The organism is Staphylococcus caseorum, from assembly GCF_049943195.1.
GTDB classification, from domain to species: Bacteria; Bacillota; Bacilli; order Staphylococcales; family Staphylococcaceae; genus Staphylococcus; species Staphylococcus equorum_A.
In genome coordinates, this window is the sequence record NZ_JBNFUA010000001.1 from 637,929 (window position 1) to 661,528 (window position 23,600).

21 protein-coding genes, 1 riboswitch and 1 other annotated feature are annotated in these 23,600 nt (G+C 32.9%); all 21 genes read left to right on the plus strand.

What is annotated here, in order from left to right:
* Window positions 1-264 precede the first annotated feature (264 nt).
* The 21 genes from gap (at window position 265) to ACP3TL_RS03470 (ending at window position 23,067) form a co-directional block, all read left to right on the plus strand.
* Window positions 265-1,290: a type I glyceraldehyde-3-phosphate dehydrogenase gene (gap, locus tag ACP3TL_RS03370; RefSeq protein ID WP_046465537.1), complete on the plus strand. Its 1,026-nt coding sequence runs from the start codon at window positions 265-267 to the stop codon at window positions 1,288-1,290.
* A 394-nt stretch (window positions 1,291-1,684) separates the two neighbouring features.
* The gene (gene nrdR, locus ACP3TL_RS03375; protein ID WP_002507372.1) at window positions 1,685-2,155 is read left to right on the plus strand and encodes a transcriptional regulator NrdR; all 471 of its coding nucleotides are present in this window, start codon (window positions 1,685-1,687) and stop codon (window positions 2,153-2,155) included.
* Window positions 2,156-3,562 carry a replicative helicase loading/DNA remodeling protein DnaB gene (gene dnaB / locus ACP3TL_RS03380; protein ID WP_046465536.1) on the plus strand — a complete coding sequence of 469 codons (1,407 nt, stop codon included), beginning with the start codon at window positions 2,156-2,158 and terminating at the stop codon, window positions 3,560-3,562.
* Window positions 3,563-4,486, plus strand: a complete 924-nt coding sequence (gene dnaI, locus ACP3TL_RS03385) for a primosomal protein DnaI (protein WP_046465535.1) — start codon at window positions 3,563-3,565, stop codon at window positions 4,484-4,486.
* Window positions 4,487-4,839: 353 nt separating this feature from the next.
* Window positions 4,840-6,777: a threonine--tRNA ligase gene (gene thrS / locus ACP3TL_RS03390; RefSeq protein WP_277575855.1), complete on the plus strand. Its 1,938-nt coding sequence runs from the start codon at window positions 4,840-4,842 to the stop codon at window positions 6,775-6,777.
* 71 nt (window positions 6,778-6,848) lie between these two features.
* Window positions 6,849-7,021: riboswitch (Lysine riboswitch) on the plus strand.
* Between the two features lie 217 nt (window positions 7,022-7,238).
* Window positions 7,239-8,723 (plus strand): amino acid permease, encoded by a 1,485-nt coding sequence (locus tag ACP3TL_RS03395; RefSeq protein WP_046465533.1) that lies wholly within the window; start codon window positions 7,239-7,241, stop codon window positions 8,721-8,723.
* Between the two features lie 61 nt (window positions 8,724-8,784).
* Window positions 8,785-8,913 (plus strand) — a sequence feature (ribosomal protein L20 leader region).
* Window positions 8,914-8,935: 22 nt separating this feature from the next.
* Complete coding sequence (infC, locus tag ACP3TL_RS03400) at window positions 8,936-9,463, plus strand: translation initiation factor IF-3 (protein WP_002507377.1); 528 nt, start codon at window positions 8,936-8,938, stop codon at window positions 9,461-9,463.
* 26 nt (window positions 9,464-9,489) lie between these two features.
* The gene (rpmI, locus tag ACP3TL_RS03405) at window positions 9,490-9,690 is read left to right on the plus strand and encodes a 50S ribosomal protein L35 (protein WP_002507378.1); all 201 of its coding nucleotides are present in this window, start codon (window positions 9,490-9,492) and stop codon (window positions 9,688-9,690) included.
* Window positions 9,691-9,740: 50 nt separating this feature from the next.
* Window positions 9,741-10,097, plus strand: coding sequence for a 50S ribosomal protein L20 (gene rplT, locus ACP3TL_RS03410; RefSeq protein ID WP_002507379.1), 357 nt, complete (start codon window positions 9,741-9,743; stop codon window positions 10,095-10,097).
* Between the two features lie 119 nt (window positions 10,098-10,216).
* A complete protein-coding gene (locus ACP3TL_RS03415) occupies window positions 10,217-10,828 on the plus strand; it encodes an NUDIX domain-containing protein (RefSeq protein ID WP_046465532.1) in 612 nt (203 codons plus the stop codon).
* A 12-nt stretch (window positions 10,829-10,840) separates the two neighbouring features.
* Window positions 10,841-11,764 (plus strand): hypothetical protein, encoded by a 924-nt coding sequence (locus ACP3TL_RS03420; protein ID WP_046465531.1) that lies wholly within the window; start codon window positions 10,841-10,843, stop codon window positions 11,762-11,764.
* A gap of 171 nt (window positions 11,765-11,935) precedes the next feature.
* Complete coding sequence (gene tig, locus ACP3TL_RS03425) at window positions 11,936-13,246, plus strand: trigger factor (protein WP_285325693.1); 1,311 nt, start codon at window positions 11,936-11,938, stop codon at window positions 13,244-13,246.
* A 188-nt stretch (window positions 13,247-13,434) separates the two neighbouring features.
* Window positions 13,435-14,697, plus strand: a complete 1,263-nt coding sequence (gene clpX, locus ACP3TL_RS03430) for an ATP-dependent Clp protease ATP-binding subunit ClpX (RefSeq protein ID WP_046465529.1) — start codon at window positions 13,435-13,437, stop codon at window positions 14,695-14,697.
* Between the two features lie 301 nt (window positions 14,698-14,998).
* Window positions 14,999-15,586: a ribosome biogenesis GTP-binding protein YihA/YsxC gene (yihA, locus tag ACP3TL_RS03435; RefSeq protein WP_046465528.1), complete on the plus strand. Its 588-nt coding sequence runs from the start codon at window positions 14,999-15,001 to the stop codon at window positions 15,584-15,586.
* A 171-nt stretch (window positions 15,587-15,757) separates the two neighbouring features.
* A complete protein-coding gene (gene hemA / locus ACP3TL_RS03440) occupies window positions 15,758-17,089 on the plus strand; it encodes a glutamyl-tRNA reductase (RefSeq protein ID WP_046465527.1) in 1,332 nt (443 codons plus the stop codon).
* 21 nt (window positions 17,090-17,110) lie between these two features.
* Complete coding sequence (gene ccsA, locus ACP3TL_RS03445; RefSeq protein WP_002507386.1) at window positions 17,111-17,947, plus strand: cytochrome c biogenesis protein; 837 nt, start codon at window positions 17,111-17,113, stop codon at window positions 17,945-17,947.
* A 56-nt stretch (window positions 17,948-18,003) separates the two neighbouring features.
* On the plus strand, window positions 18,004-18,930 hold the full coding sequence (hemC, locus tag ACP3TL_RS03450; protein WP_046465526.1) for a hydroxymethylbilane synthase: 927 nt from the start codon (window positions 18,004-18,006) through the stop codon (window positions 18,928-18,930).
* Window positions 18,931-18,948: 18 nt separating this feature from the next.
* Entirely contained in the window at window positions 18,949-19,635 is a 687-nt protein-coding gene (locus tag ACP3TL_RS03455; RefSeq protein ID WP_046465525.1) for a uroporphyrinogen-III synthase, read from the plus strand.
* Window positions 19,625-20,602, plus strand: a complete 978-nt coding sequence (hemB, locus tag ACP3TL_RS03460; RefSeq protein ID WP_046465524.1) for a porphobilinogen synthase — start codon at window positions 19,625-19,627, stop codon at window positions 20,600-20,602. Before ACP3TL_RS03455 ends, hemB begins: the two co-directional genes overlap by 11 nt.
* A 14-nt stretch (window positions 20,603-20,616) precedes the next feature.
* Complete coding sequence (gene hemL / locus ACP3TL_RS03465; protein ID WP_046465523.1) at window positions 20,617-21,900, plus strand: glutamate-1-semialdehyde 2,1-aminomutase; 1,284 nt, start codon at window positions 20,617-20,619, stop codon at window positions 21,898-21,900.
* A gap of 96 nt (window positions 21,901-21,996) precedes the next feature.
* The gene (locus tag ACP3TL_RS03470) at window positions 21,997-23,067 is read left to right on the plus strand and encodes an AbrB family transcriptional regulator (RefSeq protein WP_046465522.1); all 1,071 of its coding nucleotides are present in this window, start codon (window positions 21,997-21,999) and stop codon (window positions 23,065-23,067) included.
* Window positions 23,068-23,600: the final 533 nt, after the last annotated feature.

A 23,600-nucleotide genomic window follows, 5' to 3' on the forward strand; every position in this document is an offset into this window, starting at 1 on the left:
TCGTAAGCTTGATTTAATATACATTAGTATGGTTTAATAAGTATATTCTGAAGTACTACTCAACTTATAATTTAAGTTTGAGTGGTACTTTTTCAATATGAAGTTAAATTATTTGGATAAACTTATTATGAAAAGGGCTCTTTAAGTTCATAGGTATGCGGAATTTAAATTTTTTTAAATTTATTTTAGAAAACGCTTTCTTGTACTTTTATTTATGTTATACTATTTCCATAAAGTATAACACAAAAACAAGGGGTGCTTTGAATGACGACAAATATTGCAATTAATGGAATGGGTAGAATAGGAAGAATGGTATTAAGAATCGCTTTGAAAAATAAGGATTTAAATGTAGTAGCAATTAATGCGAGCTACCCTCCTGAAACGATTGCCCACCTAATTAATTATGATACAACTCATGGTGCTTATGATTTAAAAGTAGAGCCTATAGAAAATGGCGTCAAAGTTGATAATCATGAGATTAAGCTTGTAGCTGAAAGAAATCCTGAGCACTTACCTTGGGAAACGCTGAACATCGATATCGTTATTGAAGCTACTGGAAAATTCAATCATGGAGATAAAGCTGTTGCACATATTAATGCAGGCGCTAAAAAAGTATTGCTTACTGGCCCATCTAAAGGTGGAGAAGTCCAAATGATTGTCAAAGGTGTTAATAATGAGCAATTAAACATTGAAGAGTATGACATATTTAGCAATGCTTCATGTACTACAAACTGTATTGGTCCAGTTGCAAAAGTATTAAATGACCAATTTGGTATACAAAACGGTTTAATGACAACGGTTCATGCCATTACGAATGATCAAAATAATATAGATAATCCGCATAAAGATTTAAGACGTGCGCGTTCTTGCAATGAAAGTATTATTCCAACTTCAACAGGTGCTGCAAAAGCACTAACAGAAGTTCTACCTGAATTAGATGGTAAATTGCACGGTATGGCATTAAGAGTACCGACGAAGAATGTTTCATTAGTGGATTTAGTCGTTGATTTAGACACGAATGTAACGGCTGAACAAGTCAATCAAGCATTTAAAGATAATGACTTAGACGGTGTGATTGCAACTGAAGATGCACCTTTAGTATCTATGGACTTTAATACAAACCCACATTCAGCAATTATTGATACACAAAGTACAATGATTATGGGTGATAATAAAGTTAAAGTAATCGCGTGGTATGATAATGAATGGGGTTATTCAAATAGAGTAGTAGATGTAGCTGAACAAATAGGTCAATTACTCAAAAATGATGTTGGTGCTGTCACAAATTAAAGTACACATTTATAACAGTTAATAATAATCTATTTGATTAAATTTTAAGAAACTACCATGTTTAGACTATACGACATTATAATAGAAAGTATTATGTATACTCCTTTTGAAGTGATGCACATTGATAGTGCCTACTTTGAAAGGAGTTTTCATTTTGTCGTTTAAACCTATATAATAGATGATTGTAGAAATAGACAATGATGAATTTACTGAGCATGTTAAACTTACTGTCAGGGAGACGTAATAAGTATTTTAATTTCTAACAATATTTGGAATGTTCGTGATAAAAATTACATAATGCATTAAGTATTTTACATGTATCATAGTGATTCTTTTGTGACATACATATTTATAGTATAATGATAAGTAATCAAAACGAGAGGGTGATAATTCGATGAAATGCCCGAAATGTAATTCGACTCATTCTCGTGTTGTAGACTCTAGACATGCAGATGAAGTTAATGCGATTCGACGTAGAAGAGAATGTGAAAAGTGTAGTACGAGATTCACAACTTTTGAACATATAGAAAAAAGACCACTTATTGTGGTGAAAAAAGATGGTACGCGGGAACAATTTTCACGTGAAAAGATTTTAAATGGATTGGTACGCTCATGTGAAAAAAGACCAGTACGTTATCAACAATTAGAAGATATTACGAATAATGTTGAATGGAAGTTACGTGATGAAGGACATGCAGAAATTTCTTCAAGAGAAATTGGAGAACATGTGATGAATTTGCTTATGCACGTAGATCAAGTATCATATGTTAGATTTGCATCTGTATATAAAGAGTTTAAGGATGTAGATCAACTATTACAATCTATGCAAGGTATTTTAGCTGGAAATAAACGGAGTGATTCTTAAATGGGGTTACAATCATATGATTATGGTTTGAGACCACATGATAATTTTACTGTTGTGCGAAATTTCTATTTGAACAGTAAGCATCTAGAAATTTTAAATAGATTGTTCACACCAATGATTGGTGCAAATGCAATTGGTTTATATCATTATTTGAATCAGTTTGTAGAATATGAAGCGAATTCTGTATTGACGCACTATATAATTATGAGTGAGTTAAAGATTAATTTATTAGAATTTAGAAAAGATATGGACTTATTAGAGGGTATTGGTTTAGTTAAAACATTAGTGAATCATGATGCACAGCATTCGTCTTTTGTTTATCAGCTTGTTCAACCACCCTCAGCAAAACAATTTTTCAGTGATCCAATGTTATCAGTGTATTTGTTTAGTGAAGTAAGCAAACAACGTTATCAACAATTGAAACGCCATTTTGAACATAAAAAGCAAATTGACTTTAATAAATATCAAGATGTGACACGTAATTTCACTGATGTGTTTAAGGTACCTAATAAGTCCTTAGATAACGATATAAATGAAATCCAAAGTGAAACGGCATATGAAGGTTTAAACTTGTCACAAGTGCACTTTGATTTTGAAACACTATATGATTTATTACAAAATCACTTTATTAGCACAAAAATTATAGATAAAGAAGCAAAAGCTTTAATCACACAAATCGCGACCCTATATGGTTTAACGCCTGAGCCGATGAAGCGCATCATTTTAAAATCTATAACAAGCGCACAAGAACTTTCGTTTGAAGAATTAAGAAAACATGCAAGAACTTATTATTTGATGGAGCATGAACAACAAATGCCATCTTTAAATATAAAAACTAACAATTATGCAGATAACACAACCCAAGTTGATCAAACGCAGAATGATAACCAAACTCAAAACCAAACACCAAATGAGGATAACTCTGCTACATGGTTAAAACAGTTAGAAGAAACAAGTCCAATAGATATGTTAGCATCTTGGTCAGAATCTGAACCGACAACACAACAAAAATATATGATTGAAGAGTTAGTAGAACGTGAACAATTGTCATTCGGTGTCATTAATATACTGTTACAATTTGTGATGCTGAAAGAAGACATGAAGCTACCTAAGTCTTATATTTTTGAAATAGCATCCAATTGGAAGAAAAAAGGCATCAAAACAGCGGAACAAGCATATCATTACGCGATAAAAGTGAATCAACCTAAGACTGAAAACAAGTCATCTAAACCTTATTATAAACAAAAACAACTGGCATCGAGAGAGATGACGCCTAAATGGTTAGAAGAGCGAGATAACAAAGCAGAAACTGACACTTCAAATAATAATGAAGATGATGAAAAATTGAAGAATGATAGAGAACAGTTTTTAAATCAACTTAAAGATAGATGGAAGGAGGACAAATAAATGAAACCTTTTAATCAAATTATGGGCGATTCAAACGATTTATCAAAAAAAATTGCCAAAATAAAAAAAGATGTCGTCAATGATCCAGACGTTAAACAGTTTCTAGAGTCACATAAAGCTGAATTGACGAATGCAATGATAGATGAAGATTTGAATATTTTACAAGAATATAAAGATCAAGAAAAGCGTTATGATGGTCATAAATTAAAAGACTGTCCCAATTTTGTTACAGGTCATATTCCTGAATTATATATCGAACATAATCATATAAAAATTCGCTACTTACCTTGTCCTTGTAAAATTAAACATGATGAAGAACGGTTTAATAAACATTTAATTACGTCGCACCATATGCAACGTGACACACTAGATGCAAAACTTGAAGATATATATATGGATAGAAGAGATAGATTAGATGTCGCAATGGCTGCTAACCAAATTTGTGAAAAAATAACAAATAAAGAGACCCAAATTAAAGGTTTATATTTACATGGTCCATTTGGTACTGGTAAATCATTTATCCTTGGCGCAATTGCAAATCAATTAAAAACTGAAAAGATACCATCTACAATTGTTTATTTACCAGAATTTATCCGTTCGCTTAAAGGCGGGTTTAAAGATGGTACTTTTGAAACGAAACTCTCTAGAGTGAGAGAAGCAAATATATTAATGTTAGATGATATAGGCGCTGAAGACATCACACCATGGGCACGAGATGAAGTGATTGGACCATTGCTACATTATCGTATGGTTCAAGAGTTACCTACATTTTTCAGTTCTAATTTAAGTTTTGAAGAATTAGAATATCACCTCTCTGTTACACGAGACGGTACAGAAAAAACAAAGTCCGCAAGAATAATGGAAAGAATCAAAACATTATCGACACCTTATTTCTTAGAAGGAAAAAATTACAGGAACGATTGAAATCTAAAATAAATGTTGTATAATAAACTTAAATCTAAATCATAAAAAATGAAATGAAGACGAGATGAATAAACCACTACTTCACAGAGAACCAGTAAAAGATGAGATGCTGGTAAGTAAGTTAATTCGTTACTACTTTATAATTGATGTTGTAATGAACATCCGGCTCAAGACCGTTATCTTACGTAGAGTAAAGTTATGTATATCAAATACATCATAACTTTAATTTAGGGTGGTACCGCGAAGACCTCGTCCCTTTTTAGGGATGGGGTCTTTTTGTTTTTTTGAGTCTGATTCAGTATAAACGTCATTTCATTTTGATTTAAGTGCTTGAATAAATAGGAGGGTTTTTTATGGAGCAAATAAATATTAAATTTCCAGATGGCAATTCAAAAGTGTTTGATAAAGGTACAACTACAGAAGATATTGCACATTCTATAAGTCCAGGATTAAGAAAAAAAGCTGTAGCTGGTAAATTAAATGGACAACTCATAGATTTAACTAGATCAATTGACGAAGATGGATCAATTGAAATCGTTACACCTGGTTCTGATGAAGCGCTAGAAGTGTTACGTCATTCTACTGCACATCTTATGGCTCAAGCTTTAAAACGTCTATATGGTAATGTTCATTTTGGCGTTGGTCCGGTAATTGATGGTGGGTTTTATTATGACTTTGACATGGAAGAAAGTATTTCATCAGATGATTTTGAAAAAATAGAAAAAACAATGAAGCAAATTGTTAATGAAAACTATCCAATTGAACGTAAAGTCGTTTCGAGAGATGAAGCTAAAACATTTTTCTCAGACGACCCGTATAAGCAAGAATTAATTGATGCTATTCCAGAAGATGAAAATGTGACGCTATATTCACAAGGAGAGTTCACTGATTTATGTCGTGGTGTTCATGTGCCATCTACTTCTAAAATAAAAGAATTTAAATTATTATCAACAGCTGGTGCATATTGGCGTGGAAACAGTGATAATAAAATGTTACAACGTATATACGGCACAGCATTTTTCGATAAAAAAGAACTGAAAGCGCATTTGAAAATGTTGGAAGAACGCAAAGAACGTGATCACCGTAAAATTGGTAAAGATTTAGAACTGTTCGCTAACAATCCTTTAGTAGGTGCAGGTTTGCCACTTTGGTTGCCTAATGGTGCTACAATACGTCGTGAAATTGAACGTTATATTGTAGATAAAGAAGTAAGTATGGGTTATGACCATGTTTATACTCCAGTGATGGCTAACGTTGATTTGTATAAAACATCAGGCCATTGGGATCATTATCAAGAAGACATGTTCCCAACAATGAAATTAGATGAACACGAAGAAATGGTCTTAAGACCAATGAACTGTCCACACCATATGATGATTTATGCAAACAAACCACATTCATATCGTGAATTGCCTATTAGAATTGCTGAATTAGGTACTATGCACCGTTATGAAGCGAGTGGCGCGGTTTCTGGTTTACAACGTGTCCGCGGAATGACATTAAATGATGCGCATATTTTTGTACGTCCGGACCAAATTAAAGAAGAATTCAAACGTGTTGTAAATTTAATTGTTGATGTATACAAGGATTTCAACTTTGAGAATTATAAATTCCGTGTAAGTTACAGAGATCCCGAAGATAAAGAAAAATACTTCGATGACGATGACATGTGGAACAAAGCAGAAAGTATGTTGAAAGAAGCGGTAGATGAACTTGGCTTAGATTATGAAGAAGCAGTAGGCGAAGCAGCATTCTATGGCCCGAAACTTGACGTACAGGTTCAAACTGCTATGGGTAAAGAAGAAACATTATCTACTGCCCAATTAGACTTCTTATTACCAGAAAAATTTGATTTAACTTATATTGGTAATGATGGGGAACAACATAGACCAGTAGTCATTCACCGTGGCGTAGTATCTACTATGGAGCGTTTCGTTGCATTCTTAACTGAAGAAACAAAAGGCGCATTCCCTGCTTGGTTAGCACCAAAACAAGTAGAAATCATACCTGTTAATGTTGATTTACATTATGATTACGCTAGACACATTCAAGACGAGCTTAAATCTCAAGGTGTTAGAGTTGAAATTGATGACCGTAATGAAAAAATGGGTTATAAAATCAGAGAAGCGCAAATGCAAAAAATCCCTTACCAACTCGTTGTAGGGGACAAAGAAGTAGAAAATAATGAAGTAAATGTACGTAAATATGGTTCCCAAGATCAAGAAACATTAGAAAAAGAAGAATTCATTTGGAATTTACTTGATGAGATTAGATTGAAAAAACAAAGATAGTCTTGAAACTCTTGAGGAAATCATGTATATTACAGAATAGTGAAGTAAGTTCACATTCATATAAAAATTAAATTTGAGTTAGAGGTTGCATATTCAATCAGTAATTATTCAGAAGCCAAATGGGGCATATGTTGAATAATAGAAAGGTGAAGATGCCGAAACTTGTATTGTCCATTAACTATACAGGTTGGGCCAGTTATCGAAAGAAACTGGACTGTCACATACGTGATGTGCTACCTATATAAATGCTATTATTAAAATGGTTGCATATCTAATAGGTATGCAACCATTTTATTTTTAGTCGAATGATTATCATAAATACGTTAACGGGAAAGAGCGAAATTTATAATTGTTGTGTAATTTATATACCTAATTACAATGAAGTACTGCTCAAACTATAAATAGTATGAATCTTAATCATATAGTAAGTTAACCTCTATATTTAAGGAAGGGAAGCGTCTATGGCAAAACAAGTGAATCAAAATGATGGAGTTCAAAGGGGTCTGAAAGATCGCCATATATCCATGATTGCAATTGGAGGTTGTATTGGGACTGGTTTATTTATGACTTCTGGTGGTGCAATCCATGATGCAGGTGGTTTAGGAGCGCTTTTAGCCTTTGCAATCATTGGAGCGATGGTATTCTTCCTTATGACTTCTCTAGGAGAAATGGCAACATATTTACCTGTGTCAGGCTCATTTAGTACATATGCTACACGTTTTGTTGATCCATCTCTAGGATTCGCATTAGGTTGGAACTATTGGTTTAACTGGGTAATTACAGTTGCAGCCGATGTAACGATTGCAGCACAAGTAATACAGTATTGGACACCAATGTCAGGTATTCCAGCTTGGAGTTGGAGCTGTCTATTCTTAATTATCATATTTGGACTGAATGCATTGTCCGTTAGAGTATTTGGCGAAAGTGAATATTGGTTTGCTTTAATTAAAGTAGTTACCGTAATTATCTTTATTGCTATCGGTTTATTAACAATAGTCGGTATCATGGGTGGCGAGTTTGTTGGTTTTGACACGTTTACTCAAGGTAATGGTCCTATTTTAGGTGATGGTTTTGGAGGAAGTATCTTAGCAATTTTAGGTGTGTTTTTAGTAGCAGGCTTTTCATTCCAAGGTACTGAACTCATTGGTATTACAGCAGGAGAGTCTGAAAATCCAGAGCGCGCAGTTCCTAAAGCAATTAAACAAGTATTCTGGAGAATATTAATATTCTATATTCTTGCAATTTTTGTAATCGGTATGTTGATACCATATGATAGCCCATCACTTATGGGTGGCGGAGATGATATTTCAACTTCACCATTTACACTTGTATTCCAAAATGCAGGACTAGCATTTGCAGCATCATTCATGAATGCTGTTATATTGACTTCAGTATTATCAGCCGGTAACTCAGGCATGTACGCTTCAACACGTATGCTATATTCAATGAGTAAAGATAAGCTTGCATATCCTATATTTGGTAAAACAAATAGAAGTGGTGTGCCATACGTATCATTACTTGCTACAGCAGTAGTCGTAGTAATTATCTTTGTACTACAACATTTGAGCGGTGACGCTTATGAGTATATCGTTGCTGCAAGTGGTCTGACTGGTTTTATTGCATGGGTTGGTATTGCAGTCAGTCATTACAGATTTAGAAAAGCTTTTGATAAACAAAACTATGATAAATCGAAATTAAAATATAAAGCTAAATTATTCCCATTTGGGCCTATTTTTGCAGGTGTCTTGTGTGTACTTGTAATTATTGGACAAGATGTTGATTTCATCCAATCAGGAGAATTTGATCTCAATAGATTTGTTATCACATATATGGGTATTCCGGTATTCTTAGCATTCTTCATTTATCATAAACTACGTTATAAAACAAAAATTGTACCATTAGAACAAGTGGATTTAAGACAAAATGTTAAAATGGACGATAAATAATAAGAAAAGCTATTGACTTGCTAATGAATTGTTGCTAAGATAGGTAATGTTGAATACGAAACGAACCAAGTAGAAGCTCCCGCTTCTCACCTGTTGCGACACTGATAGTAGTTGGCAGGTCTATATATACACGACATTGTTGTGTGTAAAGAAGAGCGGGTATATTATATACCCGCTCTTTTTCTTGGGATAATTTCGTAAAAATCTTGGAGGTGTCAACCATAGCAAAAGATCAGACTCAAGTTAACGAGAAGATTCGTGCAAAAGAATTACGTTTAATCGGACATGACGGAGAACAGATTGGTATTAAATCTAAAGCAGAAGCTTTAGAAATGGCAGAGCGCGTAGAACTCGATGTAGTTATTATGTCGCCTAATGCTAAACCACCTGTTGCGAAAATCATGGATTATGGTAAGTACAAATTCGAACAACAGAAAAAAGAAAAAGAAATGAAGAAGAAACAAAAAGTTATTAACCTTAAAGAAATTCGTTTAAGTCCTACAATTGAGGAACATGATTTCCAAACTAAATTGAAGAACGGACGTAAATTCTTAGAAAAAGGCGACAAATGTAAAGTTTCAATTCGTTTCAGAGGGCGTGCTATTACGCATAAAGAAATAGGTCAACGCGTATTAGAGAAATTTGCAGAAGAATGTAAAGATATCGCTACGATTGGGCAAAGACCTAAAATGGATGGACGCCAAATGTTCATTATGCTTAACCCACTCAACGAAAAATAAAAAGATACTACAGGAGGAATTGAATCATGCCTAAAATGAAAACACACCGTGGAGCAGCAAAACGTGTTAAAAGAACTGGTTCAGGTAAATTAAAACGTTCTAGAGCTTTCACATCACATATGTTTGCAAACAAAACAACTAAACAAAAACGTAAATTACGTAAAGCTTCATTAGTGAGCAAATCAGATATGAAACGCGTTAAACAATTATTAGCTTATAAAAAATAAGTAACGACAGATAAAATAAAGATTGAAGATATTTTGAGGAGGAATTTATTATGCCACGTGTTAAAGGTGGAACGGTAACAAGAGCTCGTCGTAAAAAGACGATTAAATTAGCTAAAGGTTACTTTGGTTCAAAAAGAACTTTATATAAAGTAGCAAAACAACAAGTAATGAAATCAGGACAGTACGCATTCCGCGACCGTCGTCAAAGAAAACGTGATTTCCGTAGATTATGGATTACACGTATTAACGGAGCTGCACGTCAACATGACATGAGCTATTCAAGATTAATGAACGGTTTGAAAAAAGCTGGAATCGATGTTAACCGTAAAATGCTTTCTGAAATTGCTATTTCAGACGAAAAAGCTTTCGGTGAATTAGTTGCTAAAGCTAAAGACGCTTTAAAATAATTCTCAAATAAAGAGATGTACAAATTCGTACATCTCTTTATTTTTGTATCGATTAACATTTTGATAAATAACTATCATTTGATAAAATGGCTAAGAAGTCATATATGAAGGAGAAACTTATGTCTAAATTTGATGAAATGATTACAGTAGTACCGAGAACAATTTTATTTAATAGTGAAAAGAATCAATTCAACGGTTTTCTTGATAAAAATTCTGAAAAGGGTCAAGACATCTTTGACGCACTTTCAAAGTATGAAATTAAGCGTCGTGGAGATATGGAGGAAGATCCGACATATAAACAATTGGTATCTTATTGTATTTTAGAAAATGAGAATGATGAAATTTTAGTGTATGAGCGATTAGCAGGTGGTGGAGAATCACGTTTGCACGGTCAATCTTCAATCGGTGTTGGTGGACACATGAACGATGTTAAAGGTGCTGAATCTATCAATGAAGTCTTGCGTATTAATGCACAAAGAGAACTTGAAGAAGAAGTAGGTCTGTCAGATAGTAAATCACAAAATTTAGCATACATAGGTTTTATTAATGATGATACTAATGAAGTTGGCGAAGTTCATTTAGGCGTAGTGTTTAAAATTAAAGTGAATAGTAATGAGGTTGAAGCTAAAGAAACAGATACATTAAAAATAAAATGGGTGAATCAAAGTAAAATAGATAACTATGATGACTTTGAAACATGGAGTACATTAATATTACAGTCGATACAATAGAGGTGCATAAAAATGTCTGATATCATTCCATTTCCACGTTCAAAAGATAAGTTAATAAGAGAAATCAAACAATCTTTTAACAATAATGAATTAGATCAAATGTATGAACTGTTTGAAGATTTTGAAAAGCAATTTGAATTAGATGAGCAAATGTCTCTATTGAAATGTGCCATGTTATATAAGATGGGGCATTATCTTGAGTTGCGTGAAGAAGCTATCATATTACTAAAACAAGGCATTACTAAGTATGACGATCTTATGGTTTATTACGTGAAAAGTTTAAACGGATTAGGACAATATTTCGAAGTCGTTGATGTCATTAATCAAATTATTGATGAAGTCAATGATCATAAAACAAGAATGGAACTATTTCCATTAAAAGAATATGCCTTAAGTCAAATTGATAAACATAATGCGCATGCAGCAGAAATGCTTCGTGATTTTGAGTCGTTGTCACTACGTGAACAAATTAGTACAATCTTAACTTTAATAGATCATAATCAGTATCGATATCAAGAAACTGTGGTAAATATTATTAATGAAATTGAACTTGCACCGAATGTTGTGAGTATAATGCTTGAATATTTACGTTTTGCCGGATACAATCAAAACATTCGTGTTCAGAAATTTGATTATACAGTTGAAGTAAATCCAAATCATCTATCTGGTCTTGAACAAACACTGTTTAAGATTAAAATTATTCCAGAAGTTATTAAGCAAATAGAAGATGATGCGGCACAAATTGTAGAGGAAGCACTTCACCTGATGAACAATCATGCTATTTTACTTTATCCATTAGATATAGAAAGCATAGCATCTGAAGATGAATGGATTGAAGCTTACACAAACTATTTCAAATCAATGTTAGGCTTAGAAAGTTTAGACACAACAAATACTATTGTTAACTTAATTACTTCAATTGATATGCAGGAATAATTAATTTTTAAATTTTTGGGTAATTAATAATAGTAGTAAAATAATAAGTAAATTAATTTCAATTATTCATTCAATATGATTTGTAAACTCAGTGTTTGTGTAGAGCATTGACGTATGATATAATAATGAAGTTGAAAAAATAAAATAGGATATTCATGGAGGTTTTTATACATGACAGCAACTTGGGAAAAAAAGGAAGGTAACGAAGGCGTTTTAACCGTTACAGTTCCAGCAGAAAAAGTAGACAAAGCAATTGATCAAGCTTTCAAAAAAGTAGTTAAACAAATAAACGTGCCAGGTTTCCGTAAAGGGAAAGTACCTCGCCAAATTTTTGAACAACGCTTTGGCGTAGAAGCACTATATCAAGATGCCGTTGATATCTTATTACCAGAAGCTTATGGTGAAGCTATTGACGAAACTGGAATTAAACCAGTTGATCAACCAGAAATCAATGTAACTACAATGGAAAAAGGTAGCGATATGACATTCGAAGCGAGTGTAGTAGTTGAACCTGAAATTGAGTTAGGAGACTATAAAGGTCTTGAAATTGAAAAACAAAATGTTGAATTAACTGAAGAAGAATTACAAGAATCAATTGACCACCAATTAGGCCACTTAGCTGAAATGGTAGTTAAAGAAGATGGCGCTGTTGAAGACGGTGATACAGTTAACATCGACTTTGATGGTTACGTTGATGGCGAACAATTTGAAGGTGGACAAGCTGAAGGCTATGACCTTGAAATTGGTTCAGGTTCATTTATTCCAGGATTCGAAGAACAATTAGTTGGTGTTAAAATTGGAGAAGAAAAAGACGTTACTGTAATTTTCCCAGAAGAATACCATGCTGAAGAATTAGCTGGAAAAGAAGCTACTTTCAAAGCTAAAGTAAATGAAATTAAATATAAAGACGTTCCAGAATTAACAGATGAGATTGCGAATGAATTAGACGCTGAAGCAAACACTGTTGATGAATACAAAGAAAACTTACGTAAAAAACTAACTGAGCAAAAAGAAACTGACGCTGAGAATAATCAAAAAGAAGAAGCAATTAGCAAAGCATCAAATAATGCTTCAGTTGAAATTCCAGACGCTATGATTAACACTGAGTTAGATCGTATGGTTCAAGAATTTGGGCAACGTATGCAACAACAAGGTCTTAATTTAGAAACATATTACCAAATTTCTGGTCAAGATGAGTCGCAATTAAGAGAACAAATGAAAGATGATGCAGAAGAACGTGTTAAAACAAACTTAACATTAACTGCTATTGCTGATGCTGAAGAAATTGAAGTAACTGAGGCTGATATCGATAAAGAATTAGAAAAAATGAGCGGACAATTTAATATGTCAGTAGAAGATATTAAACAAACGCTTGGTAATACTGATATCGTTAAAAATGATGTTCGTATCCAAAATGTTATCGATTTATTAGTTAAAGAAGCAAAATTAGTAGAACCATCTAAAGATGACTCTGAAGCGTAACTAAATATAAAAAGAGCAAATTATTTTGTGAATTATATGTTGGTCGTTTAATATAGTAAACCAGTAGCAGATGCATTCAAATAATGTATCTGCTACACTATTTTTAAAGCAAATAACTTGTGAAAGTTGTAAGTTGCATATTAAAATGCTATTTAGTATAGTCTTTAGGGAATAGGGGTGTAAATAGAATGTTCAAATTCAACGAAGATGAAGAAAATTTAAAATGTTCTTTCTGTGGCAAAGACCAAGATCAAGTTAAAAAGCTAGTTGCAGGAAGTGGCGTTTATATTTGTAATGAGTGTATTGAGTTATGTTCAGAAATTGTAGAAGAAGAATTAGCTCAATCGGAACCTGAAGGGTTAACTGAATTACCGACTCCAAAAGAAATTATGAACCAATTGAATGATTATGTAATCGGTCAAGAAAAAGCTAAGAAATCATTAGCTGTAGCTGTTTACAATCATTATAAACGTGTACAGAATTTAGGCCCAAATGAAGATGAAGTTGAATTACAAAAAAGTAATATCGCTTTAATTGGACCTACTGGTAGTGGTAAAACACTTTTAGCACAAACATTAGCTAGAACATTAGATGTACCTTTTGCAATTGCTGATGCTACAAGTTTAACTGAAGCTGGTTACGTAGGTGACGATGTTGAAAACATCTTACTACGCTTAATGCAAGCAGCTGATTTTGATATTGATAAAGCTGAAAAGGGTATTATTTATGTCGATGAAATTGACAAAATAGCTAGAAAATCAGAAAATACATCAATTACACGTGATGTATCTGGTGAAGGTGTACAACAAGCATTGCTTAAAATCTTAGAAGGCACAACTGCAAGCGTGCCACCTCAAGGCGGTCGTAAGCATCCTAACCAAGAGTTAATTCAAATTGACACAACAAACATTTTATTTGTTCTTGGTGGTGCCTTTGATGGTATAGATGAAGTAATTAAACGTAGATTAGGTGAGAAAGTAATCGGATTTGCAAGTAGTGAAGCTTCAAAATATGATGAAGATGCAATACTTGAACAAATCAGACCTGAAGATTTACAATCATATGGTTTGATTCCAGAATTTATCGGTCGTGTACCTATTGTTGCTAATTTAGAAACATTAGATGTAGATGCACTGAAAAATATTCTAACTCAACCTAAAAATGCTTTAGTGAAACAATATACTAAAATGTTAGAACTTGATGATGTAGAATTGGTATTTACTGATGAAGCATTATCTGCAATCAGTGATAAAGCGATTGAACGTAAAACAGGCGCACGTGGCCTTCGTTCAATTATAGAAGAAGCTTTAATTGATATTATGTATGACGTGCCTTCTTCTGAAGGTGTTGTAAAAGTCGTGATTACAGAAGAAACAATTAATGATGAAAAAGATCCTGAACTATACGATAAAGAAGGTAACCTTGTAAACAAGGAACAAACTTCTGCTTAAATTAGGTGAATCAAATGAGGCTGGGACATATCACATGTCTCAGCCTCATTTTTTATATTGGGCAGTGGCTGACTAAATTGAAAATGCGCTTATATCAAACTTTTAAAGAGCTTCAGCTCTTGTATTCCATTTTATAGTCATCCTTGTCGGGGTGGGACGACAAAAATTTATTAGAAAAATTAGATTTCTGTCTTAGTCCCATTTTTTAAAAAAGAAAGCATAGATAAAATAAAAATACATATTCATATAAGCCATAGTGTAATATAATAAACAATGAGTTCAGAAGAAAAGAGGGACGATAATGAAAGTTAATCCTAATGAAATAGAATTATTAATTAGTGCAGTAAAACCGGAACAATATCCAGAAACCGGTTTAAGTGAAGTTGGCCTAAGTGGCAGATCTAACGTAGGTAAGTCAACGTTTATCAATAGTATGATTGGTCGAAAGAATATGGCAAGAACATCTCAACGACCTGGTAAGACACAAACACTTAATTTTTATAATATAGATAATCAACTTGTATTTGTTGATGTACCTGGTTATGGCTATGCGAAAGTAAGTAAATCACAACGTGAAGCATTTGGTAAAATGATTGAAAGATATATTTCACAAAGAGAATCCTTGAAGCTTGTCATTCAACTTGTTGATTTACGACATAACCCAACCGAAGACGATATCATTATGTACAATTATCTTAAATACTATGAAATTCCAACCCTTATTGTAGCGACGAAAGAAGATAAAATTGCTAAGGGTAAAGTACAGAAGCATTTAGCGAAGATTCAGCAAAAATTAGAAATGGAAGCTGAGGACGAGATTATAAGCTATTCTTCAATTAAAAAAGACAAACAACAAAAAATATGGAATATGATTGAAAGTTATTTGTAATGATTACATTGAAGTAATATGTTTTGCTTTAAATAGGTTGAATTTAGTACAATTATGACAACATTTTGAATGTAAATTAGAAGAATTATAATTTACTCGAGCAAGATGGTTAACTCATGATGTAATTGTGTTATAATTTACTTATTGTAATATGTATGGAGGGCGTTATAAATGCATTTAATTGCGGTTAGCATAAATCATCGTACAGCAGATGTAGCATTGAGAGAAAAAGTTGCTTTTAAAGATGATGCCATACGTTCAGCCAATGTTGATTTATTTGAAACAAAATCTATTTTAGAAAATGTTATATTATCAACTTGTAATCGCACAGAAGTATATGCAGTTGCGGATCAAATTCATACTGGTCGTTATTATATCCAACGATTTTTAGCGAGATCATTTGGGTTTGATGTTGAAGATATTAAAGAAATGACTGAAGTAAAAGTGGGGGACGACGCAGTAAATCATTTATTGCATGTTACTTCAGGCTTAGATTCTGTTGTTCTTGGGGAAACTCAAATTCTTGGACAAATTAGAGATGCATTCTTATTAGCTCAAGAAGAGGACACAACAGGTACTATATTTAATCATCTTTTCAAACAAGCAATTACATTTGCGAAAAAAGCTCATAGTGAAACTGATATTGCAGACAATGCAGTAAGTGTTTCTTATGCGGCTGTTGAACTAGGTAAAAAAGTATTTGGCAAAATTGACAACAAGCAAGCTTTGATTATTGGTGCAGGGGATATGAGTGAATTATCACTCTTAAATTTAATTGGTTCTGGTGTCACAGATATAACAGTTGTTAATAGAACATTGAGTAAAGCTCAAAAATTAGCAATGAAACATCATGTGAAATTTGAATCAATGGAATCATTACCAAAACTTTTAGCTAATGTGGATATTGTTATCAGTTCGACAAGTTCAGACGAATATATTGTGACAAACGATATGATGCGTTCTATTTCAACAGAACGTAAAAGTGATTCACTTGTTTTAATAGACATTGCGGTTCCAAGAGACATTGAGCCTAATATTAATACAATTCAAGACGTATTTAATTATGATGTAGATGACTTGAAAGGTTTAGTGGATGCTAATCTCAGAGAACGTCAAATAGCAGCAAATGATATTATGCAACGAATTCCAGGAGAAATTGTAGCACATAATGAATGGGTAAGTATGTTAGGCGTTGTACCTGTTATTCGTGCCTTAAGAGAAAAAGCAATGAATATTCAGGAAGATACTATGGATAGTATTGATAGAAAATTGCCTGCCTTAAGTGAGAGAGAACGTAAAATCATTTCAAAACATACTAAAAGTATTATAAATCAAATGTTGAAAGATCCAATCAAACAAGCAAAAGAATTGAGTAATGATAGAAATAGTAACGAAAAATTAGAGCTGTTTCAAAACATTTTTGACATTGAAGCTGAACAGGCTTATGAACCTAAAAAAAGAAGAAGTGAAGTGCCAACTAGTCAAATCTTAAGTTTTGAATAAGCACATGCAAATGGTGATAATATGCAAGAATTTTCATTTATAAGATTAAATGAACTTATATTATTAATTTATTTATTTAGTATTGCTTGTTACTTTTTTGATTTTGTGAAAAAGCATTATAAAGTTAGAAAAATTGGTTTTGTTACATTAGGGATTGTTTGGGTGTTACAAACAATCTCTTTATCTATTTATGCTAATGTAACGAAACAAATTCCGTTAGGTAATGTTTTTGATGTGTTTTTTGCATTAGCTTGGTTGATTATTTCTATTTCTATAGTGATTAGTGTCATCAAGCAAATAAATTTTTCGATATTTTTATTTAATTTAATTGGTTTTGTACTAATTGCTATAAATACATTTCAACCTATGCATTATCAGAGTGCAGGAGATAAATTAAGTATTATAAACGAATTGTTAATAGTACATATTGCCTTTGCAATTATAAGTTATGCCCTGTTTGCTTTTGCATTTGTTAATTGTATATTATATTTAATACAGTATAAAAATTTAAAGCAGAAACGTTTTAATCAAAAATATTTTAGAATCGGTAGTGTAGCTACACTAGAGCAAGTTGTGTTTTATAGTAGCTTAATCGGTTTTATATTTATCATATTAAGTATCATTTTAGGTACACAATGGGGTATAAATACTTTAGGTTTACACATATTGAATGATCCTAAAGTAGTGATGTCTATAATTATTGCATTGCTGTATGGTATATATATCATCTTTAGAGTAAGACATACGTTAAGTAAACATAATTTGATTTATTTTAATCTCAGCTTATTTTGCTTAAGTATGATTAATTTGATTTTTGCTTCTCATATATCTGATTTTCATCAATGGACAGGAATATGATTACAGATAGAAAAGGTTAATTGTTAAATATAGTCATTTCTAGGAGGTTGCGCCTAATGCGTAAGTTAATCGTTGGTTCACGTAGAAGTAAGTTAGCTATAACTCAAAGCCAACAATTTATTGAAAAATTAAAAGCTGTTGATCCAGAATTAGATATTGAAATTAAAGAAATAGTAACAAAAGGTGACCGTATTGTAGATAAACAATTATCTAAAGTAGGCGGTAAAGGGCTTTTTGTTAAAGAAATTCAAAATGAATTATTTGATCATGGCATAGATATGGCGATACATTCTTTAAAAGATGTCCCTAGTGTCATACCAGAAGGATTAACTCTAGGTTGCATACCAGATCGTGAAAATCCATATGATGCGTATATTGCTAAGAATCATGTTCCTTTACATGAACTTCCTGACAATAGTATCGTAGGTACAAGTTCTTTACGCCGTGGTGCTCAAATACTTGCGAAATATCCTAAATTACAAATAAAATGGATACGAGGCAACATTGATACACGTTTAAGTAAGTTAGAAACTGAAGATTTCGATGCAATTTTACTTGCAGCTGCTGGTTTGAAACGTATGGGTTGGTCAGATGATATCGTGACAACTTATTTAGATAAAGAGACTTTAATACCAGCCATCGGACAAGGCGCTTTAGGTATTGAGTGTCGTGCGGATGATGAAGAGCTGTTAGCATTACTTAAGCAAGTTCACAATGAAGATGTAGCGGATTGTGTTACTGCTGAAAGAACATTCTTAGAGCGTATGAACGGCAGTTGCCAAGTTCCAATCGGTGGCTACGCTACGAAAAGTAGTGATGGTACAATCGAATTCACAGGCTTAATTATGTCTCCTGATGGTAAAGAACGTTATGAGCATACTGAGCGTGGAGAGAATCCAATTGAAATCGGTGAAAAAGTAACTGAAGTTTTAAATGCACAAGGTGCATATGAAATAATAAAGGCACTAAACGAAGAACAATAATCGTTTGAGGTGAAAATAATGAGACCAGTGATAGTAATGACACAGACTAGTGAATTTAACAAAGAAGATACATGTATTCTACACAAGCCCTTCATAGATGTAGAGCCGTTATTCTTTGATTTGAATTTGCTGGATGTTAACTATGACTGGCTTATTTTTTCGTCTAAAAAAGCTGTGAAACATTTCCAACCATATTTACCTAAGTTAAATATACAAAAAATTGCAGTAATAGGTGAAAAAACAGCTGATTATTGCAAAACTTTAGGTCTAGATGTTTCGTTTTGTCCCACAGATTATTCACAAGAAGGCTTTCTTGAGGAGTTTGAAGCGATAAAAGGCAGTCGCATTTTATTACCATCAAGCGCAGCAGCAAGAACGTTATTACAAAATGGTTTAAAACAACAAGGGTATTTAGTTAGAAAAATTGACTTATATAAACCTGTTCCACATACTGAGAATATAAATGAAGTCTTAAGTCTCATAGCTGAAAATAAAGTAGATGCTATTACTTTTGCGAGTTCATCAGCTGTGCGATATTTTTTTGAAAGTCATCAACATATACCTTTTAATAATTATTTTGTCATTGGCCAACAAACATTGGACACATTAAATACATTTAATGTTCAGGGCACGATGTCAGAAATCCAAACCTTAGAATCATTAGTTCAAAAAACTTTAGAAAGTTGGGAAGATAATGCAATTTGATAGACACAGAAGATTACGTAGTAGTAAATCACTGAGAAACATGGTGAGTGAAACGCACGTTCGCAAAGAAGATTTGATTTATCCAATATTTGTAGTTGAACGTGATAATGTGAAAACAGAAATTAAATCTATGCCTGGCATTTACCAAATCAGTTTAAATTTATTAGGTGAAGAAATTAAAGAAGCGTATGATTTAGGTATAAGAGGCATCATGTTTTTTGGTGTGCCAAATGAAAAAGATGAAGTTGGTACAGGTGCATATGATCATAATGGCATCATCCAAGAAGCAACAAGAAAAGCGAAGTCTATGTACAGTGACTTATTAATCGTTGCGGATACGTGTTTATGTGAATATACAGACCATGGTCACTGTGGTGTGATTAATCATGAGACGAAAGATGTTGATAATGATAAATCACTACCATTACTCGTTAAGACTGCTATTTCTCAAGTTGAAGCTGGTGCTGACATTATTGCGCCAAGTAACATGATGGACGGATTCGTTGCAGAAATTAGAGCGGGTCTAGATGAAGCTGGTTATTATAATGTGCCAATTATGAGTTATGGTATTAAATATTCTTCTAGTTTCTTCGGTCCATTCCGTGATGCAGCAGAATCTGCACCACAGTTTGGTGATCGCAAAACATATCAAATGGATCCTGCAAATAGAAGAGAAGCACTTAGAGAACTTGATAGTGATTTAAACGAAGGCGCAGACATGATGATTGTTAAACCTGCTCTAAGCTTCTTAGATATCATTAGAGATGTTCGAAATACTACAAACGTACCTGTAGTCGCTTATAATGTAAGTGGAGAATATAGCATGACAAAAGCAGCCGCACTTAATGGCTGGATTGATGAAAAAGCGGTAGTTATAGAACAAATGATTTCAATGAAGCGTGCAGGCGCAGATTTAATTATTACGTATTTTTCAAAAGATATTTGTAGATATATTGATGAACAATAAGGAGGTTATTTAGAATGCGTTATACTAATTCTGAAAAAGCGATGGTAAAAGCTGAACAATTGATGCCCGGTGGTGTCAATAGTCCAGTAAGAGCTTTCAAATCAGTAGATACACCAGCAATATTTATGGACCATGGTGAAGGTTCAAGAATATATGATATTGATGGTAATGAATACATCGATTACGTTCTAAGTTGGGGGCCATTAATTTTAGGACATAAAAACAAACAAGTAATTGATAAAATTCATGAAGCAGTGGATAATGGTACAAGTTTCGGTGCTTCCACACTACAAGAAAATAAATTAGCTGAACTCGTTATTGATCGTGTGCCATCTATTGAAAAAATACGTATGGTCTCATCAGGTACTGAAGCAACCCTTGATACATTACGCTTAGCACGTGGTTATACTGGTCGTAATAAAATTATTAAATTTATCGGTTGTTATCATGGTCATAGTGACTCACTATTAATCAAAGCAGGATCTGGTGTCGCAACGCTTGGTTTACCTGATTCACCAGGAGTACCTGAAGGTATTGCGAAAAATACAATCACAGTTCCATATAATGACTTAGACGCACTAAAAGTTGCTTTTGAAGAATTTGGTGACGATATTGCTGGCGTTATAGTAGAACCTGTAGCTGGTAATATGGGCGTCGTGCCTCCAGTTGAAGGATTTTTACAAGGCTTAAGAGACATCACTACAGAATATGGTTCATTACTTATTTTCGATGAAGTGATGACAGGGTTTAGAGTGGGATACAACTGTGCGCAAGGTTACTTTAATGTAACACCAGATTTAACTTGTTTAGGTAAAGTAATCGGTGGTGGCTTGCCAGTTGGTGCTATTGGTGGTAAGAAAGAAATTATGGATCAAATTGCGCCAGCTGGTGATATTTATCAAGCTGGTACGTTATCAGGTAATCCATTAGCTATGACAAGTGGTTATGAAACACTAAGTCAATTAACTCCTGAGTCATATGATTATTTTAATAAATTAGGTGACAAATTAGAAGAAGGATTGAAAGCGGTCTTTGCAAAACATCATGTGCCAATCACTGTAAATCGTGCTGGTTCTATGATAGGATATTTCTTAAATGCAGGGCCGGTGACAAACTTTGAACAAGCAAATAAAAGCGATTTAGAAATGTTTAGTCAAATGTATAGAGAAATGGCAAAAGAAGGCGTATTTTTACCGCCTTCCCAATTTGAAGGAACATTTCTTTCAACAGCGCATACAGAAGCTGATATTGAACAAACAATACAAGCATTTGATACCGCTCTAAGTCGAATTGTATAAAGTTTATTTTTAGCCCGAACAACCATGGTGTTGATCGGGTTCTTTTATATGTAAAGTACTATGAAGTATAATGATACCTATGAAAGTTGTGAGTACATGAGTAAGCAATTAAGAAACAATATCATCGTTTTAGCGTTAGCTTTATTTTTAAGTTTTATACTTAATGCAGCCAATATATTATTGCCATTTATGTTTGGTCCTATTATTGCCAGTATAATTTGTGTGAGATATTTGCATTTAGAAATAAATTGGCCATTTTGGCTAAGTCAAATTGGTTTAGTGTTACTAGGTGTTCAAATTGGATCTACTTTCACTAAAGAGGTTATTTTAGATATTAAAGATGATTGGTTTACTATTGTAATAATTACAGTGTTATTACTAGGGCTCGCGTTAATCATTGCTTATTTTTTCAAAAAAATAGCAAAAGTAAATACTGAAACAGCAATACTTAGTGTCATTCCAGGTGCATTGAGCCAAATGCTGATTATGGCCGAAGAAAATAAAAAAGCGGATATTATGGTAGTGAGTTTGACTCAAACTTCGAGAATTATATTTGTGGTTATTCTTGTGCCTTTTATTTCTTACTTTTTTAAAGACTCACAAGAATTAGCGACCGGTGGAACTGGAGTAACAGCAACGTTGACTGAAGCTTTATCGATTCCTAGTATTATCTTTTTGACATTAGCTGTAATCGCTGTATATATCGTAATGGGTAAAATTAATTTTCCGACAAAACAGATACTTGCACCGATTCTTGTATTAATATGTTGGAATTTGTTAACAGGTGCTAACTTTACATTAGATAATTATATTATTGCAGCTGCACAAGTCATATATATGATTAGAATTGGCATTCAAATTGCGCTCTTATTAGATCAGATGAAAGGGCGAATTGCCGTCGCAATTGCTTTTCAGAATACATTACTCATATTGTTAGCTTTCGTAATGGTGCTAATCATTTCTACATTTTCGACGCATTCAGTAAATGAATTGTTCTTAGGCGCTGCTCCAGGTGGTATGAGCCAAATTGTTATTGTGGCGTTAGAAACAGGTGCGGATGTCGCATTGATTTCTAGTTACCATATCTTTAGAATATTCTTTATTTTATTCTTAATTGCGCCAGCGATAAACGTGTTCTTGAAACATCGTGAAAAAAAACTTAATTAAACTGATGATATTTTTAATTAGAAAATTGAACAATTACATCACAATTATATATTACGACTTTTATACACAATATTATGATATAGAGAGGGTGAGACCGTGTTAGAAAATGTGATATAGGCATATCAAATCACTTTTCAGTTAAAGTGACACTACTTTTTGAGTGAATAAGGTGAACCAAAAGTCACAATTAACAAAGTGTTTCTAACATATATTATGAAAATTATTTATATCATGGTCATCATTCTTCTATGGATTAATGTCATACTGACCTACGATATTGTAAAGGGTATCGTTGCAGTACTATTGACTTTACTTATAATCAGATTGTATAAAAATAAAAAGATTGTTAAAAATAGTCACAAAAAACGATATTTATAAAAGTTTTAAATTTTACAACACTTTTCTATTTATTTAAAATTAAAAATGTAGAATCGCTACTCTGTGCATTGCCAATATAAAAAATAAGGCCGAGACAAAATACATGTCTCAGCCTTATTTTTTATATATTCTATTGAAATATTTTGAGTTTTGAG

Coding starts and splice junctions, on each gene's coding strand:
- gap (WP_046465537.1), top strand. CDS start 265: ATGACGACAAATATTGCAATTAATGGAATGGGTAGAATAGGAAGAATG.
- nrdR (WP_002507372.1), top strand. CDS start 1,685: ATGAAATGCCCGAAATGTAATTCGACTCATTCTCGTGTTGTAGACTCT.
- dnaB (WP_046465536.1), top strand. CDS start 2,156: ATGGGGTTACAATCATATGATTATGGTTTGAGACCACATGATAATTTT.
- dnaI (WP_046465535.1), top strand. CDS start 3,563: ATGAAACCTTTTAATCAAATTATGGGCGATTCAAACGATTTATCAAAA.
- thrS (WP_277575855.1), top strand. CDS start 4,840: ATGGAGCAAATAAATATTAAATTTCCAGATGGCAATTCAAAAGTGTTT.
- ACP3TL_RS03395 (WP_046465533.1), top strand. CDS start 7,239: ATGGCAAAACAAGTGAATCAAAATGATGGAGTTCAAAGGGGTCTGAAA.
- rpmI (WP_002507378.1), top strand. CDS start 9,490: ATGCCTAAAATGAAAACACACCGTGGAGCAGCAAAACGTGTTAAAAGA.
- rplT (WP_002507379.1), top strand. CDS start 9,741: ATGCCACGTGTTAAAGGTGGAACGGTAACAAGAGCTCGTCGTAAAAAG.
- ACP3TL_RS03415 (WP_046465532.1), top strand. CDS start 10,217: ATGTCTAAATTTGATGAAATGATTACAGTAGTACCGAGAACAATTTTA.
- ACP3TL_RS03420 (WP_046465531.1), top strand. CDS start 10,841: ATGTCTGATATCATTCCATTTCCACGTTCAAAAGATAAGTTAATAAGA.
- tig (WP_285325693.1), top strand. CDS start 11,936: ATGACAGCAACTTGGGAAAAAAAGGAAGGTAACGAAGGCGTTTTAACC.
- clpX (WP_046465529.1), top strand. CDS start 13,435: ATGTTCAAATTCAACGAAGATGAAGAAAATTTAAAATGTTCTTTCTGT.
- yihA (WP_046465528.1), top strand. CDS start 14,999: ATGAAAGTTAATCCTAATGAAATAGAATTATTAATTAGTGCAGTAAAA.
- hemA (WP_046465527.1), top strand. CDS start 15,758: ATGCATTTAATTGCGGTTAGCATAAATCATCGTACAGCAGATGTAGCA.
- ccsA (WP_002507386.1), top strand. CDS start 17,111: ATGCAAGAATTTTCATTTATAAGATTAAATGAACTTATATTATTAATT.
- hemC (WP_046465526.1), top strand. CDS start 18,004: ATGCGTAAGTTAATCGTTGGTTCACGTAGAAGTAAGTTAGCTATAACT.
- ACP3TL_RS03455 (WP_046465525.1), top strand. CDS start 18,949: ATGAGACCAGTGATAGTAATGACACAGACTAGTGAATTTAACAAAGAA.
- hemB (WP_046465524.1), top strand. CDS start 19,625: ATGCAATTTGATAGACACAGAAGATTACGTAGTAGTAAATCACTGAGA.
- hemL (WP_046465523.1), top strand. CDS start 20,617: ATGCGTTATACTAATTCTGAAAAAGCGATGGTAAAAGCTGAACAATTG.
- ACP3TL_RS03470 (WP_046465522.1), top strand. CDS start 21,997: ATGAGTAAGCAATTAAGAAACAATATCATCGTTTTAGCGTTAGCTTTA.